14 protein-coding genes are annotated in these 16816 nt (G+C 58.9%); 10 read left to right on the top strand and 4 right to left on the bottom strand.

Translation table 11 applies throughout. The features are described 5' to 3' along the window. Positions 1-3: 3 nt before the first annotated feature. Complete coding sequence (gene gyrB / locus J2D75_RS03290) at positions 4-2442, top strand: DNA topoisomerase (ATP-hydrolyzing) subunit B (RefSeq protein WP_207852624.1); 2439 nt, start codon at positions 4-6, stop codon at positions 2440-2442. Positions 2443-2523: 81 nt separating this feature from the next. Here the strand turns inward: gyrB and kdsA are convergent, their stop codons facing one another. The 4 genes from kdsA to tpiA all read right to left on the bottom strand — a co-directional run bounded on the left by kdsA (position 2524) and on the right by tpiA (position 6219). Continuing rightward, positions 2524-3363, bottom strand: coding sequence for a 3-deoxy-8-phosphooctulonate synthase (gene kdsA, locus J2D75_RS03285; protein ID WP_207852622.1), 840 nt, complete (start codon positions 3361-3363; stop codon positions 2524-2526). Continuing rightward, on the bottom strand, positions 3360-4994 hold the full coding sequence (locus J2D75_RS03280) for a CTP synthase (protein WP_207852620.1): 1635 nt from the start codon (positions 4992-4994) through the stop codon (positions 3360-3362). Before J2D75_RS03280 ends, kdsA begins: the two co-directional genes overlap by 4 nt. Positions 4995-5134: 140 nt before the next feature. Further along, entirely contained in the window at positions 5135-5452 is a 318-nt protein-coding gene (gene secG, locus J2D75_RS03275; RefSeq protein WP_207852618.1) for a preprotein translocase subunit SecG, read from the bottom strand. Between the two features lie 26 nt (positions 5453-5478). Next, positions 5479-6219, bottom strand: a complete 741-nt coding sequence (tpiA, locus tag J2D75_RS03270; protein WP_207852617.1) for a triose-phosphate isomerase — start codon at positions 6217-6219, stop codon at positions 5479-5481. 236 nt (positions 6220-6455) lie between these two features. Here tpiA and J2D75_RS03265 point away from each other — a divergent pair, with 236 nt between their 5' ends. The 9 genes from J2D75_RS03265 (at position 6456) to J2D75_RS03225 (ending at position 16793) form a co-directional block, all read left to right on the top strand. Beyond that, positions 6456-8375, top strand: a complete 1920-nt coding sequence (locus J2D75_RS03265; protein WP_207852615.1) for a peptidylprolyl isomerase — start codon at positions 6456-6458, stop codon at positions 8373-8375. Then, positions 8372-9901, top strand: a complete 1530-nt coding sequence (gene trpE, locus J2D75_RS03260; RefSeq protein WP_207852613.1) for an anthranilate synthase component I — start codon at positions 8372-8374, stop codon at positions 9899-9901. The genes J2D75_RS03265 and trpE overlap by 4 nt, the downstream gene beginning before the upstream one ends. 57 nt (positions 9902-9958) lie before the next feature. Continuing rightward, the gene (locus tag J2D75_RS03255; protein ID WP_207852611.1) at positions 9959-10555 is read left to right on the top strand and encodes an anthranilate synthase component II; all 597 of its coding nucleotides are present in this window, start codon (positions 9959-9961) and stop codon (positions 10553-10555) included. Next, positions 10548-11660, top strand: coding sequence for an anthranilate phosphoribosyltransferase (gene trpD / locus J2D75_RS03250; RefSeq protein ID WP_207852609.1), 1113 nt, complete (start codon positions 10548-10550; stop codon positions 11658-11660). The genes J2D75_RS03255 and trpD overlap by 8 nt, the downstream gene beginning before the upstream one ends. 11 nt (positions 11661-11671) lie before the next feature. Then, complete coding sequence (gene trpC, locus J2D75_RS03245; RefSeq protein ID WP_207852608.1) at positions 11672-12538, top strand: indole-3-glycerol phosphate synthase TrpC; 867 nt, start codon at positions 11672-11674, stop codon at positions 12536-12538. 1 nt (position 12539) lies between these two features. Next, entirely contained in the window at positions 12540-13016 is a 477-nt protein-coding gene (gene moaC, locus J2D75_RS03240; RefSeq protein WP_207852606.1) for a cyclic pyranopterin monophosphate synthase MoaC, read from the top strand. A gap of 123 nt (positions 13017-13139) precedes the next feature. Continuing rightward, complete coding sequence (gene pdhA / locus J2D75_RS03235; protein ID WP_207852604.1) at positions 13140-14150, top strand: pyruvate dehydrogenase (acetyl-transferring) E1 component subunit alpha; 1011 nt, start codon at positions 13140-13142, stop codon at positions 14148-14150. Between the two features lie 6 nt (positions 14151-14156). Further along, the gene (locus J2D75_RS03230; protein ID WP_207852602.1) at positions 14157-15518 is read left to right on the top strand and encodes a pyruvate dehydrogenase complex E1 component subunit beta; all 1362 of its coding nucleotides are present in this window, start codon (positions 14157-14159) and stop codon (positions 15516-15518) included. Between the two features lie 12 nt (positions 15519-15530). After that, the gene (locus tag J2D75_RS03225; protein WP_207852601.1) at positions 15531-16793 is read left to right on the top strand and encodes a pyruvate dehydrogenase complex dihydrolipoamide acetyltransferase; all 1263 of its coding nucleotides are present in this window, start codon (positions 15531-15533) and stop codon (positions 16791-16793) included. Positions 16794-16816: the final 23 nt, after the last annotated feature.

Raw genomic sequence — 16816 nt, 5'->3', positions numbered from 1 at the left:
CTTATGTCAGATGTCTCTCAGCCCATGCCAGTAGCAGTTTCGGACGATTATGATGCTGCCTCGATCTCCGTGCTGAAGGGGCTGGATGCGGTTCGTAAGCGTCCGGGCATGTATATCGGAGACACGGACGATGGCTCCGGCCTGCACCACATGGCCTTTGAAATCATTGATAACGCCGTGGATGAAGCACAGGCAGGCTTTGCCTCCCGCTGTGTTCTGACACTGAACGCCGATGGCAGCGTGAGCGTGCGTGACAACGGCCGCGGCATCCCCACCGACATGCACCCCGAAGAAGGGATTAGCGCTGCGGAAGTAGTGCTGACCCGCCTGCATGCGGGCGGCAAGTTCAACCAGAACTCCTACAAGGTTTCCGGCGGTCTGCACGGTGTGGGCGCTGCTGTGGTCAACGCCCTGTCCGAATGGATGGATGTGCGGATCTGGCGTAATGGACAGGAACATTTCATTCGCTTCACCCACGGTGAGCGCGTAGCCCCACTGGAAACGCTGGGCGCATCCAGCGAAGAAACCGGCACGGAAGTTACCTTCAAACCCAGTGGCGAGACCTTTCCGCGCACCGAGTTCGATTTTGCCATACTGGAACGCCGCCTGCGCGAGCTGGCTTTTCTGAATTCGGGGCTTGAAATCATCCTGCGGGACGCACGGGGCGCCACCGTACGAGAGGAAATTTTCCATTATGAGGGTGGGCTGGAAGCGTTCGTGAACTGGCTCGACCGTTCGCGCACATCGCTGATTACGCCGCCCGTTACTGGCAGTCTGGAAAACCCCGAAAACGGCATCAAGGTGGAATTCGCTCTGAGCTGGAACGACAGCTTTCACGAAACCATGCTGTGCTTTACCAATAATATCCCCCAGCGCGATGGTGGCGCCCATCTGGCCGGGTTCCGGCAGGCTCTGACCCGCGTGGTCGGAAAATATGCCGAAAGCCTTGCCAAAAAAGATGCGCAGTCCCTGCAGGGCGAGGACATGCGTGAAGGTCTGACAGCCGTGTTATCGGTCAAGGTGCCGGACCCCAAATTCTCGTCACAGACCAAGGACAAGCTGGTTTCTTCCGAGGTTCAGCCGGTGGTGCATGCTGCTGTGGCGGATATTATCGGCCACTGGTTTGAAACCCATCCCAAGGAAGCCAAGACCGTCATCTCCAAGGTGCTGGACGCCGCTTCAGCCCGTGAAGCGGCTCGTAAGGCCCGCGAACTCACCCGCCGCAAAGGCGTGCTGGATGTGTCCTCCCTACCGGGAAAACTGGCTGACTGTCAGGCGCGTGACCCCTCCAAAGCCGAACTTTTTCTGGTTGAGGGTGATTCCGCAGGCGGCACGGCCAAACAGGGCCGTGACAGACGCTTTCAGGCTATTCTTCCCCTCAAGGGCAAGATCCTGAATGTGGAAAGAGCCCGTTTTGACAGAATGCTCGGCTCGGCGGAAATCGGCACCCTGATTACAGCACTGGGTACAGGCATTGGCCGAGGCGAGCCAGAGCAGGGCGGTTTTTCCATTGAAAAACTGCGCTACCATCGCATCGTCATCATGACCGACGCTGACGTGGATGGCTCTCATATCCGCACGCTGTTGCTGACTTTCTTTTTCCGCCAGATGCCCGAACTCATTGAGCGCGGCTATCTGTATATCGCCCAGCCACCACTCTACCGCGCCAAACGCGGCAATGATGAAACCTATCTGAAGGATGATGCCGCCCTTGAGCGCTACCTGCTCGACAAGGCGCTTAACGGGTTCAGCTTCATCTACTCAAACGGACGCACGGTTGCCGGCGATACGCTTGAAGCCGATATTCCCTTTATCCGGCAGGCCAGTCAGGTCATCCACCGCCTTGCAGGCCGTATCCCGGCCTGGATTGTGGAACAGGCCGCACTGGCTGGTGCGCTCAACGCCGATCTTTCCATCCTGCAAGCCCGTGTCCCCACTCTGCAGGAACGGCTTGATACAGCCTCCCCTGAGGGTGAAAAAGGCTGGAAAGTCACTGCCAATACTGACGGGCTTGAACTGGCCCGCAATGTGCGTGGTGTTGGTGAAATGTATCGCATCGACCCGACAGCCCTCGCCAGTGCCGATGCCCGCTGGCTGAGTGCACAAAGCACCAGACTACATGAAGACTTTGCCAATGGCGTACGCCTGAAGTCTGAAACGGCCGAGCACGTTCTGGCTGGCCCCGCCGAACTCTTTACCCGCCTGCTGACACAGGGCCGACGCGGTCTGGCGATCAACCGCTTCAAAGGGTTGGGCGAAATGAACGATGAGCAGCTTTGGGAAACCACGCTTGACCCATCCATGCGCACCCTGCTGCAGGTTCGCGTTGGCGATCTGGAAGAAGCCGGGGATGTCTTTACGACCCTGATGGGCGATGTTGTGGAACCGCGTCGCGACTTTATCGTCGGCAATGCGCTCAAGGTTGCCAATCTGGACGTTTAAAATAAAAAAAGCCCGCCTTTTGATACAAAGGCGGGCTTTAAAGACCGTGATATGGGCATGTACCCAAAAAATATGAACGCTTCAGGTCTGGCTTTTGATCAGATCATCAATCTGTTTGAAACGTTTCAGATAGCCGGGCATATCTGCGAGTGGCAGCATGTTCGGCCCATCACTCGGAGCATGATCCGGGTTCTGATGCGTTTCGATAAATAATGCCGCTACACCAACGGCCAGCGCGGCCCGCGCAACAACCGGCGCAAATTCACGCTGTCCGCCCGAAGCTCCGCCCAGTCCACCCGGCTGCTGCACGGAGTGCGTTCCGTCAAACACAACCGGGTAGCCATCTCGCGCCATAATCGGCAGACCGCGCATGTCATTAACCAGCGTGTTGTAACCAAAGCTTGTGCCGCGCTCGCACAGCATGATGTTGCGATTGCCTGTTGCCGCAATTTTTGCAGCAACGTGGGTCATGTCCCACGGGGCGAGAAACTGACCTTTTTTGACATTGATGACAGCACCGGTTTCACCCGCCGCAACCAGTAGGTCAGTCTGCCTGCACAGGAAGGCAGGAATCTGTAACACATCAACAGCCTGCGCAACCTGTGCGCATTGCTCTGGTGCATGAACATCCGTCAGCACCGGAATGCCATATGTTTCGCGCACACGGGCCAGAATATCTAGCCCATCACGCAAACCAATCCCGCGCTGGCTGTTCAGGCTGGTACGATTGGCCTTGTCGTAGGAGCTTTTATAGATCAGCCCGATCCCAAGGCTTTCGCACTGTTCTTTTAAGGCTGCTGCTGTTTCCAGCGCATGTGCTGCCGATTCAATCTGACAGGGGCCAGCGATCAGCACAAAAGGCTGATCGTTGCCAATCAGCAGATTGCCGACCTTGACGGGCTGAGCAGCAGCGACTGTCATACCAGACGCGCCTTGTTAAGAGCAGCCCCCACAAAACCAGCAAACAGCGGATGCGGTGCAAACGGACGCGATTTCAGCTCAGGATGATACTGCACGGCCACAAACCACGGATGATCGGTATATTCGATCACCTCGGGCAAAATCCCGTCTGGCGACAGGCCGGAGAACTTCAGCCCGGTTTTTTCAAGCTGCTCACGATAATGGATGTTCACCTCATAGCGGTGACGGTGACGCTCACGAATAGCCGTCACCCCATATACTTCTGCGGCCCGTGTGCCTGCGATCAGAGTGGCCGGGTATGCCCCCAGACGCATGGTGCCGCCCAGTTCACCACCTTCGCTACGGCGCAGGCGCTCGTTACCACGAGCCCATTCGGTCATCAGGCCGACAAGAGGTTCATCCGTGCGCCCAAACTCGGTGGAAGAGGCATCCGGCAGGCCCGCAAGATTTCTGGCGCATTCAATAACCGCCATCTGCATACCAAAGCAGATACCAAGGAACGGAATACCCTTTTCACGCGCAAAGCGTATGGCCTCGATCTTGCCCTGCGAACCACGCTCGCCAAAACCACCAGGCACCAGAATACCGTTGATATCGGCCAGCGTGTCTTCAAGAAGGGAAGGGTTTTTCTCGATTTTCTCAGAATCAATCCACTGCAGGGTCACCTTCACCCGGTGGGCAATGCCCCCGTGCAGGAGAGCTTCGTTCAGCGATTTGTAGCTATCGAGTAGCGCCGTGTATTTGCCAACAACGGCAATACGCACTTCGCTTTCAGGATGGCGGATCGCATCGACAACACGGCGCCAGTTTTCGAGATCCGGCTCGTCCTGATACGGCAGGCCGAAATAGCGCAGCACCTCGTTATCCATGCCTTCAGCATGGTAGGAGAGGGGGCAGGCATAAATCGTATCCACATCACGTGCGGCAATAACCGCCTCGGGCCTCACGTTACAGAAGCTCGCAATCTTACGCCGCTCGGTGGGGGGAATGGGCCTGTCACAGCGGCAAAGCAGAATTTGCGGCTGGATCCCCACATTCTGCAATTCCTTGACCGAATGCTGCGTGGGTTTGGTTTTCAGCTCACCAGCCGATGCAATCCACGGCAGCAACGTCAGATGCACGACCATGGTCTGATCAGTGCCCAGATCATTACGGAGCTGACGGATAGCCTCAAGGAAGGGTAGACTTTCAATATCGCCTACCGTGCCACCGATCTCGACCAGAACAAAGTCCAGATCATCGGTATTGGCAACGACAATGTCCTTGATCGCATCGGTAATATGGGGAATGACCTGCACGGTCGCCCCCAGATAATCACCCCGGCGCTCACGCATGATCACATCGGAATAGATCCGCCCGGTGGTGGTATTATCCTCCTTGCTGGCGTTCACTCCGGTAAAACGCTCGTAATGCCCCAGATCCAGATCGGTTTCGGCGCCGTCTTCCGTCACGAACACTTCACCATGCTGGTAAGGGCTCATGGTGCCGGGGTCCACGTTCAGGTAGGGATCAAGCTTACGCAGCCGCACTTTATAGCCGCGCGCCTGAAGCAGGGCGCCCAGTGCTGCGGATGCAATCCCTTTTCCCAGAGAGGACACCACGCCACCGGTAATAAAGACAAAGCGTGTCATGAGCGAACTTCCTACACGGACAGGAGTGGGTGGATAATGGCAAACAAGGTTGGGCCCCCACATGCACCAAGGCACGCGGAGACCAGAACCGATAGACTATACTCCACCCGTGCCAGCAGGTGGAGCACCGGAACAAGCCTTCAGGGCTTGGGCGTTGCCGGCGCGGGCTGCGGAGCGGAAACAGCGCCTTGCGGCGGCTGGGCCAGAATGTCATGGCCGACACCACTGACGCCACCACGATAGAGAAGGGCGAGGGTAAGAGACAGCAGCATGAACAGGCCAGCTAGAACGGCCGTGGTACGGGTGAGCAGGTTGGCTGTGCCACGACCGGACATGAAAGCCCCCATGCCCTGGCTGCTGCCAATGCCCAGACCGCCCCCTTCGCTGCGCTGAATCAGCACAACGCCAATCAGAGCTACAGTGACACAGAAATGCAGGATCAGCAGGGCTGTAGTCATATCAGGTTCCAGATCAGTGCAGCGGGTCAGGAGGCCGAAGCCGCGCCCACAATGGAAAGAAACGCATCCGCGTCCAGGCTGGCACCGCCAACCAGAGCGCCCGCCACCTCGGGAATGGACAGGATGGACGGCGCGTTCCCCGCGTTTACGGACCCTCCATACAGGATTTTGACAGCTTTTCCAGTCTCTCCGAACTGACGAATCAGCTCAGCACGCAAGAAAGCCATTGTCTGGGCGATCTGCTCCTCTGTCGCGGCACGCCCCGAACCAATGGCCCAGATCGGCTCATACGCCACAACACCGCCAAAACCTTCGGGCAAAGAGCCTTCAATCTGCCAGCCCAGAACATCTTCATGCTGCCCGGCATCACGCTGTTCGGCGGTTTCACCAATACAGATGACAGGCACCAGCCCGGCACGGATGGCCGCGACAGCCTTCTCCCGCACGGTCTCATCAAGCTCGGCATGCCCCTGCCGCCGCTCGGAATGGCCCAGAATAACATGCCCAACACCCAGATCAGCCAGCATGGCCGCCGAGACATCACCCGTATAGGCGCCGCTAACCGCCTGATGGCAGTCCTGCGCACCCAGACCAATAGGGGAGGCGGCAAGCTTGTCAGCCACGGGGGCGAGTTGCGTAAAGGGCGGGCAGATCACCACATCAGCGCTACCTTGCGGCAAGCGGTCAACAAGGCTTGCTACCAGCGCCTGCGCGGCCTGGCGTGTGCCATTCATCTTCCAGTTGCCGACGATCATCTGCCTGCTCATACCCTGCTCCCCATCACGCGTTAATTTCAGCCATATCCATCGTTATGTCCGCCTGTAGCGTGCGTGCAAATGCGCGTCTTTGCACGCAGGACATCCCTGACAGAACAGGCCGGAAACCACAACCGCCATATCCTGCGCCACGGTTATGGCTGGTCAAGCGCCACGCCTGCGCTTATGGTGCCGCGCCTGAATATGATAATGGCATAGTGTTTGACAAGCGGCGGATACTTACGGCGATGATTTCCTACCTGCGGCGAGTTTTTGTTGAATCGTGGTTGGGTCGTGTGACCGCCGCCTTTGTCTTTATAGCCTTTGTTGGCTGGGGCGTGGGCGATGTCATCAGCCATACGGGCGAAGGGCAGGATGTAGCTGCCCGTGTCGGGAAGCAGACCGTAACGGCGGGCTCGCTTGCCTCCGCGTTGCAGGCTGAACTGCCTGCGGCCGCGCGTCAGGCTGGTGTAAACGATCCTTCGCAGCTTTCCCCCATCATGCGTCGTCAGATGACGTTGCAGATTCTCCAGCGCCTGACCGGCCGGGCCGAGGTGCTGGAAGCCGCACGCACAATGGGGCTGATTGTTCCTAATACAGCCGTGCGCGACGAAATCTTCTCGCTCCCCAATTTTAAAGGGTCTAACGGTCAGTTTGACCGCGCCATTTTCAACGCCACCCTGCGCGAGCGCCAACTCACAGAAGAGCACGTTATCCAGCTTGTCCGTGATGATCTGACTGTGCGGGCGGTGCTGCTCCCCATGACCGAAGGGGCAAGCGTACCGGACACCATGCTACAGCGCTTTATTGCCTTTGGCGCCCGCACACATGTGGTAGATTTCATCCGCATACCGTTTGCCGCACAGCCAACACCGGCCACACCAGATGAAACCGTGCTGCGCCGGTATTACGCCAATCATCCGTGGATGTTCCGCGTGCCAGAAATGCGCCATGCCCGCATTGTCGTTCTGTCGCCCCAGACCATAGCCGATACCCTGACGCTGGATGAAAACCGGATCCGGCAGATTTATGATGAGCCAACCAGCCGTTTCAATACGCCTGAAACGCGCGATGTGCAGCTCATTACCTTCCCCTCTCAGGAACAGGCGCAAAGCGTCAGCACGGCATGGCAGGCGTCAGGCGACTGGGCTGCCGCGCAAAAAGCAGCCGGTGGAGCAGCCTCGGCGGATATGCCGGGCACTCGCGCGGCCGCCATTCCGTCCGAAACCCTGCGCAAAGCCGTTTTTAGCGCTCAGGCAGGGACTGTCAGCGCTCCGCTCAAGACCGAATCTGGCTGGGCCGTTTTTCGTGTATCGAACATCAAACCGGCAGCTCAGGTCGTTCCTTACGAAACCGCTCGCGGGCAAATTCTTGATGAATACCGCAAGGCCGTTAGCGATTCAGCTATCAGCGAGCGTTTGCGCCCCCTACAGGATGCGATTGCCGCCAAAGGGCTGGACGCCATTCCCGATACGCTGGGGGCTGCCGCCATTTCTGGCACGCTCAGCGCGCAGGGCCTGACCCCAGATGGCACACCCGCACCGATTCCAGCCGCTGGCGGCGTGCGTGAGGCGATCATCCACCAGATTTTCACCCAGAAAGAAGGGGCACCCCCCTTCCTGACCCAAGGGCCTGGCAATAGCTGGTTCGCTGTTGTGGTGGACACGATCAAGCCATCCTCCCCCCTCAGCTTTGAAAACGCGCGCGAGCAGGTTCTCGCCGCATGGCAGGCAGAAAACCGGCGCCATGCGGCTGATCTGGCTGCAACGGGTCTCTACACCGCAGCAAAAACCAAGGGCGCTCTGGGGACAACCGCAATCGCTGGGGCGCAGACCACGCGCGGTGCCTCTTTCGCTCTAGCAGCACCCAACAAAAATATTCCGGCCGAACTCATGACCGCTCTGCCCACCCTGAAACCGGGGCAGGCGTTCATGGCCGAGGATGACAAAGCCTTTTTTGTTGCCGTGGTTACACGCGTATTCGTTCCGAACCCACCAGCCCCCGAGCAGGCCATCAGCAAGCTTCGCGCCGGCCTTTCACAAGCCGTGGGGGAAGATATTGCCGCAAGCTATATCAATGCTCTAGCGCGCCGCACTCCACCTCATATCAGCGAAGCGGGCGTGAATGCCGCCCTGTCGGAAGCTGGATTTGGCGGAAACGCACCATGACCATAAAACTGCACTCCTCGGCCTCGCCCTCCCGCGCCGCATGCGAAGCGGCATGGCAGAATGGTGAGGCTTCCGTTGTGTTTTCGGTTGAGGCCGCCGACCTACTTACGCCGGTTTCTGCCTATATGCGCCTCACCCACCTGCATACTGGCGCAAAGCGACACAGCTTGCTGCTGGAAAGCGTGGAGGGCGGGGTCTCCCGTGGCCGCTATTCCGTTATCGCACTCCTGCCAGATCTGATCTGGACCTGCCATAGTGGCCGCGTGAACATAGAGGCCGATGGCCATAACACCACGCCACTGGAACGCCCGCTAGACAGCCTGCGCCAGCTCATTCAGGAAACGCGCCTGACGTTACCGCCGGGCTTGCCGCCCATGATCGCAGGGCTTTTCGGTTATCTGGGCTACGACATGGTGCGTCAGATGGAGCACCTGCCAGATGCCCCACCCGATGATCTGGATCTGCCTGAATCCGTGCTGATGCGCCCCAGCCTGTTCGCTGTTTTTGACACGGTCACGGACGAACTCATTCTGGCGGCCCCCGTGCGCCCGGCCGCAGGAGAAAGCGCAGGCATCGCATGGGATCGTGCGCATGCTCTGCTGGCCCGCGCACGCACCTGTCTGGCTGGCGCATTGCCCGCCACGCAGGCAATACAAAATATACCGACCTTCAGTGAACCGGTTTCAACCTTCAGCCGTGATGAGTTCTGTGATGCCGTCAGGCATATCCAGAACTATATCGCGGCGGGCGATGCCTTTCAGGTCGTGCCCAGCCAGCGCTTTTCCACGGCGTTCCCACTCCCGTCGCTTGACCTTTACCGGGCACTACGGCGGATTAACCCGGCTCCGTTCCTGTTCCACCTTGATTTTGGCGGGTTTGCCCTCGTTGGCTCATCGCCTGAAATTCTGGTGCGCCTGCGCGCAGGCAAAATGACAGTTCGGCCTCTGGCAGGCACACGCCCACGTGGGCAGACAGTGGAAGAAGACCTGCAACTTGAGCAGGAACTGCTGGCCGACGAAAAAGAAATAGCCGAGCACCTGATGCTCATAGACCTTGGCCGCAACGATGTGGGCAGGGTCAGCCAGCCCGGTTCTGTCACGGTTACGGAGCGGTTCGTTATCGAGCGGTTCAGCCATGTCATGCACATCTCCTCCAATGTGGAAGGAGCGCTGCGACCTGACCTTGACGCACTCGACGCACTCGTAGCGGCTTTCCCGGCTGGCACCCTGACAGGGGCACCCAAAATCCGCGCCATGGAAATCATTGACGAAATCGAGCGCACGCGCCGCGCCACCTATGCAGGCTGCATCGGGTATTTCGGGGCCGGGGGCGATATGGACACCTGCATCGGCCTACGCATGGCCGTTATCAAGGACGGCATGATCCATGTGCAGGCAGGTTGTGGCGTCGTTGCGGACAGCCAGCCTGAAAGCGAATACGAAGAAACCCAGCACAAGGCGCGGGCTGTTTTCCGTGCGGCTCAAACCGCCATGGAGCAGGCTCGGGAAGAAGCGGGCAGGGGGTAATACCGTGTCCGTTTCGCATTAATTGACCGCGGCACTTTAAAAGGCCATCATTTCACCATGATCCTCCTGATCGACAATTACGATAGCTTTACCTTCAATCTCGTCCACTATCTGGGCGAGTTGGGGGAAACCTGTAACGTTGTCCGTAATGACGCCCTGAGCGCCCATGAAGCTCTGGCACTCAATCCGCAGGCTATCGTCCTTTCTCCCGGCCCATGCTCCCCTAACGAAGCGGGCATCTGCTGCGACCTGATCGCCGCAGCAGCCGGAAAGGTGCCGGTATTCGGCGTATGCCTCGGGCATCAGGCCATTGGGCAGGTCTTCGGTGCCGAGGTTGTGCGCGCGCCAACGCCTATGCACGGCAAGATCAGCCCGGTCTATCACGATGGCAAGGATGTATTCGCGGGCCTTCCAAGCCCGTTCAAGGCCACACGCTATCATAGCCTGACACTTGAGCCTGCCAGCATACCAGCACATCTGGAAGTGACCGCATGGACAGAAGATGGCGTGATCATGGGTGTACGCCATCGTGAATTTCCGATTTCGGGCGTGCAGTTCCACCCAGAAAGCATTGCCTCCGAATACGGACATGATCTGCTCCGTAATTTTCTGACCATCGCCCGGGAATGGAATGCCGGACAGGCTCATGTCTGACATCCTGACTGAGACACCAGCCGATAGTCATGCTCTGTTTACGTCCGTTCTTGAGCGCCTGACCCGCCGCGAATCCCTCAGCGCCGCACAGGCCGAAAGCGCGTTTGGGATTATCATGGATGGCGCCGTTTCATCTGAACGGATTGCCGCTTTCCTGATGGCGCTACGCGTCCGGGGCGAAACGCCAGATGAGCTTCTGGGCGCGGTAACGGCCCTGCGTCAGCGCATGAACGCCGTGCCGGGCCTTCCGTCCGATACGGTCGATGTCTGCGGCACTGGGGGCGATAACTACGGCACGCTGAACGTCTCCACGGCTGTTGCTTTTGTGCTGGCCGGTGCTGGTGTTCCCGTTGCCAAACATGGAAACCGGGCGGTTTCCTCACTGTCCGGGGCATCAGACGTGCTGGGCGCACTCGGTGTGCCGCTGCTGGCGGAAGTCCCGGCATTGCAACGCCAGATGCAGGCGCACCGGGCCATTTTTCTTGCCGCCCCCAACCATCACCCGGCCATGCGCCATGCCGCACAGGCCAGAAAAGCGCTGGGCCTGCCCACGCTGTTTAACCTTGTCGGCCCGCTGGTAAATCCCGCAGGCGTCACGCAGCAGTTGGTGGGGGTTTTTTCGCCCTCATGGCTACGCCCTGTCGTGGACGTGCTGGGCAGGCTGGGGTCCAAGCGGGTATGGGCCGTATGCGGCCTGCCGCGCATAGGCCACGGCGGCATTGATGAAATGACCCTGGCTGGCCCCACACAGGTTGAAGCCCTTGAAAACGGGCATATTCATTCCTTTGTTGTGGAGCCCGAAATGGCGGGGCTTGCATACGCACCTGTGAGTGCCATACAAGGTGGAAATGCACAGCAGAATGCACAGGCGCTTAATGCCCTGTTGCGCGGTGCGCACGGCGCGTACCGAGACACCGTCCTGCTCAATGCGGCCTGTGCGCTGCATGTCGCGGGACGGATCAACCTTGTGCGGGAAGGGCAGATCAACCCGCACGCGCTAAAAGACGGCGTGGCGGAAGCCGCGCACACGCTGGATAACGGGGCCGCTCTGGCGGTTCTTGAGGGGTTACGGGCGGCCCGGCCTGCCGACCGGCCCGAAAGATAAACAGGACAATCATGAGCGATACACCCAACACGTCCACGGTTGCACCTTCAGACGCTGTTTGCGCTGCTGGAGCTGATGAACTCCCCGACGTTCTGGCCCGTATCTGTGCCAGAACCAAACTGGAAGTAGAACATCGCTCGACCCTGCTGACCCTGAAAGAAATTTCAGCCAAGGTGCAGGAACAGAAGGACGCGCCTCGCGGCTTCGGACGTGCCCTGAAAGAAAAAGCTGCTGACCGTGCTGTCGGGCTTATCGCCGAAATCAAGAAAGCCTCCCCTTCGGCGGGCATTCTGCAAGAACACTACGACCCGGCCCAGATCGCGCGCAGCTATGAACGGGCGGGCGCGGCCTGCCTGTCCGTACTGACCGAAAGCTCCTGCTTTCATGGCTCAAATGATGACCTGATTGCAGCACGAGCAGCCTGCTCGCTGCCGGTTCTGCGCAAAGATTTCATTCTTGACCCATGGCAGGTCTATGAAAGCCGCCTGATTGGCGCAGACTGCATCTTGCTCATCATGGGTATTTTGAGCGACGAAAAAGCACTGGAACTGGTGGACCATGCCAAAGGGCTAGACATGGATGTTCTGGTGGAAGTGCATGATGAGGACGAGCTCAACCGTGCTCTGGCGCTGGATACCTTTCTGATCGGCATCAATAACCGCAATCTCAAGACGCTGGTGACAGATGTTAACACCACCAGCCAGCTTGCGCCGCTTGTTCCGCCTGACCGGATCATTGTCTCGGAAAGCGGCATCAAGACACATGCTGAAATCGAACAGCTTTCTGCTCAGGGTGTAACCGGCTTCCTTGTCGGGGAATCCCTGCTGCGCCAGCCCGACCCCGGAGAGGCCGCGCGCAAGCTTCTGGGCACGGACTGACATGACACAATCACGGCTGACACATCTGGACATGGCTGGCCATGCCCGGATGGTGGACGTTTCCGCCAAGCCTGCGACACAGCGCAAGGCCGTGGCATGCGGCGAAATCCTCATGGCATCTCGCACACTGGACATGATCCAGTCGGGAGACATGCCCAAGGGTGATGTTTACGCGACAGCACGCATAGCGGGCATTATGGCGGCCAAGAAAACCGCCGATCTTATACCGCTGTGCCATCCGCTGAGCCTGAGCAGCATCAGTGTCGATTTTGCCGCCGGGAATGACAAGGTCGTGATCACCGCCGTTGTTACAACAACGGGGGCAACAGGTGTGGAAATAGAAGCGTTGGCGGCTGTGTCCGTCGCTGCCCTGACCTTGTATGACATGTGCAAGGCGGTGGATCGCGGCATGCAGATCGACAACATCAGGCTGTTGCACAAAAGCGGGGGACAGTCAGGAGAATATAACGCCGAATAACGGCGCGGCCCAAGAACCGGATTTTCATGCACTCCAACAAAGACGCAGGATAAAATGTCTGTCTTCTCCCAATCAAAGCCAGGTGTCGCATTAAATGGTTGCGTATAGTTAAGGACTCCATTCATGGGAACAACAGACAAACAGGTGGGCAAAGCGGGCCGCAATGAGCCCTCTCTGACCCGCGAGCAGTTCATGCAGGCTTACCATGACATGCTGCTGATCCGCCGTTTCGAGGAAAAGGCTGGCCAGCTTTATGGCATGAGCCTTATCGGTGGCTTCTGCCATCTCTACATCGGTCAGGAAGCCGTCGTAACCGGCATCCAGATGTGCCTGCGCGAAGGTGACAAGATCATCACCTCCTATCGTGACCACGGGCAGATGCTTGCCGCTGGCATGGATGCTCGTGGCGTCATGGCCGAACTGACTGGCCGCGCCACGGGGTATTCCCACGGCAAGGGCGGCTCCATGCACATGTTCTCCCGCGAGAAAAATTTCTACGGTGGACATGGCATTGTCGGTGCGCAGGTCGCGCTTGGGATCGGGCTGGCCTTTGCCAATAAATATCGCGGTACGGACGAAGTGTCCGTTGCATATTTTGGCGATGGCGCCGCCAATCAGGGGCAGGTGTACGAAAGCTTCAACCTTGCCGCCCTGCACAAACTGCCCTGCATCTTCGTGCTTGAAAACAACCGCTACGGCATGGGCACATCGGTTGAGCGCGCCTCCGCCTGGCACGAGTTTTACAAAAATGGTGAACCGTGGGGCATTCCCGGCAGGCAGGTGGACGGCATGGATGTTGCCGCCGTACATGAAGCCGCCGCCGAAGCCGTTGCGCATTGCCGCGCAGGCAAGGGGCCATACCTGCTTGAAATGATGACCTACCGCTACCGTGGCCACTCCATGTCTGACCCGGCCAAATACCGTACGCGCGAAGAGGTTGAAAACGTTCGCAAGCACCACGATCCGATCGAACACGTCAAACATATTCTGCTGGATGCCGGGGTAGAAGAATCCGCCCTGAAAGCCATGGATACCGAGATCAAGGCCATCGTCAACGACGCTGCGGACTTTGCACAGACAAGCCCGGAACCTGATCCTTCTGAACTGTTCACGGACGTTGTGCTGGAGGCCTGAAAGATCATGGCGACTGAAATTCTGATGCCCGCGCTTTCCCCCACCATGACGGAAGGCAAGCTGTCACGCTGGGTAAAAAAGGAAGGAGACACGGTCTCCGGCGGCGATATTCTGGCGGAAATCGAGACCGACAAGGCCACGATGGAAGTCGAGGCGATTGAAGACGGTATTCTGGGCCGTATTCTGGTACCAGAAGGTACCGAAGGGGTCGCGGTTAACACCCCCATCGCCATTCTGGTGGAAGAGGGCGAAGCCGTGCCGGATCAGGCTGGCCAGACAGCCCCGGCAGCAGCCCAGACAGCCTCTGTCACGGCACAGCCCGCACCAGCGGCAACTACCGCACCGCAGGCAGCCGAGGCGTTCGTCAGCCACGAAGACAAGGACTGGGGGCCTACGCAGGAAATCACTGTCCGTGAGGCGCTGCGCGATGCCATGGCAGCAGAACTGCGCCGCGATGGCGATGTGTTCCTGCTCGGTGAAGAAGTGGCCGAATATCAGGGTGCCTACAAAATCTCGCAGGGGCTTTTGCAGGAATTTGGCGAGAAGCGTGTCATTGACATGCCCATCACCGAACATGGCTTCACCGGTATGGCGGTGGGTGCGGCCCTGACGGGGCTGAAGCCTATTGTCGAGTTCATGACCATGAACTTCGCCATGCAGGCGATCGATCACATCATCAACTCCGCCGCCAAAACACTCTACATGTCCGGTGGGCAGATGGGGTGCCCAATCGTTTTTCGTGGCCCCAACGGTGCCGCAGCCCGCGTAGGCGCCCAGCACTCACAGTGCTATGGTAGCTGGTACGCGCATGTGCCGGGCCTCAAGGTTGTTGCACCGTGGTCTGCTGCCGATGCCAAGGGGCTGCTGCGCGCTGCCATCCGCGACCCCAACCCGGTTGTGGTTCTCGAAAACGAAATCCTGTACGGCCACAAGTTTCCCTGCCCGGTGGATGAAGACTTCATCCTGCCTATTGGCAAGGCAAAAATCGAACGGCCCGGCAAGGATGTCACGATCGTGGCCTTCTCGATTGCTGTGGGGATCGCGCTGGAAGCCGCGGCTCTTCTGGCAGCAGAAGGGATTGATGCCGAAGTCATCAACCTACGCAGTCTCCGCCCGCTGGATACCGCAACCATTGTCGAAAGCGTCCGCAAGACGGGCCGCCTCGTGACCGTGGAAGAAGGCTGGCCGTTTGCGGGGATTGGCTCCGAAGTAGCCATGCAGGTGATCGAACACGCCTTTGACTGGCTGGATGCCCCACCCGCACGTGTTGCTGGTGTGGATGTGCCCATGCCATTCGCGGCCAATCTGGAAAAACTGGCGCTGCCACAGCCCGAGCACGTCGTCAAAGCCGTGCGCGGCCTGATCTGAGAGGCTGAGACGATGGCAACTGAAATTCTCATGCCAGCCCTTTCCCCCACTATGACGGAAGGCAAGCTGGCACGGTGGGTCAAGAAAGAGGGCGATGCCGTTACATCCGGCGATGTGCTGGCGGAAATCGAAACCGACAAGGCCACGATGGAAGTCGAGGCTATTGAGGAAGGTATTCTGGGCCGTATCCTGATTGCCGAAGGCACAGAGGGGGTTGCGGTCAACACGCCTATCGCCATTCTGGTGGAAGAGGGTGAAGCCGTTCCCGCCGAGGGCGCGACAAAATCTGCCGCTTCCACGGCGGTGGCCAGCCCGAACACCCCTGCCGCCGCACCGCAGGCCGCCGTGAGCGCACCCGCAGCCCCGGCACCTGTCGCAGCCGCCAAAACCGCTACAGGCGCCCGCATCATCGCTTCGCCTCTGGCCCGGCGCATTGCCCGGCAGAAAGGCCTTGATCTGGCGACAGTCAAAGGTTCGGGCCCCAATGGCCGTATCGTCAAGCGCGATGTGGACAATGTGCAGCGCTCCGCACCCAAGGCGGAAGTAGCCAATTCCGCTGCACAGGCACCCGCTTCAGGCGGTAGCCGTCTGGTGCCCCACACCACCATGCGCAAGGTCATTGCGCGCAGGCTGACTGAGTCCAAGGCCAATGTGCCACATTTCTATGTGTCGATAGATGTGGAACTGGACGCCCTGATGGCGCTGCGTGCGCAGCTCAACGCGCTGGCTGAAGGCGAGGGGGACGAGGGCGTAAAACTCTCCGTCAATGACATGCTGATCAAGGCCTCTGCCGTGGCGCTGAAAAAGGTGCCTACGGTAAATGCCTACTTCACCGAAGAAGGCATGCTGCTGCATGAAGATGCCGATATTTCCATAGCGGTGTCGCTGGATGACGGGCTGATTACCCCCATCGTCCGTAAGGCTGACAGCAAGAGCCTGCGTGAGATCAGTCAGGAAGCCAAGTCCCTGATCAGCCGTGCCCGTGCTGGCAAGCTCAAGCCTGAGGAGTTTCAGGGCGGCACGTTCTCGATCTCGAATATGGGCATGTATGGCGTCAAGGACTTTGCCGCTATCGTCAACCCGCCGCAGGCCGCGATCCTCGCCATTGCTGCGGGGCGCAAGCAGCCTGTCGTGTCGGGGAACGAAATCAAGATCGCTACGGTCATGACCGTAACCCTGTCGGTTGACCACCGTGCCGTTGATGGCGCGACCGCGGCACAATGGCTGAACGCGTTCCGCACGGCTGTGCAGTCGCCCCTGTCTCTTGTGCTCTAGCCTGAGCCTAGCGGAGAATCTGA

The sequence above is a fragment of the Acetobacter suratthaniensis genome (genome assembly GCF_017377745.1).
Classification (GTDB): domain Bacteria; phylum Pseudomonadota; class Alphaproteobacteria; order Acetobacterales; family Acetobacteraceae; genus Acetobacter; species Acetobacter suratthaniensis.
The sequence above is the reverse complement of the archived record's forward strand: the minus strand, read 5'-3'. Positions and strand labels throughout refer to the sequence as shown.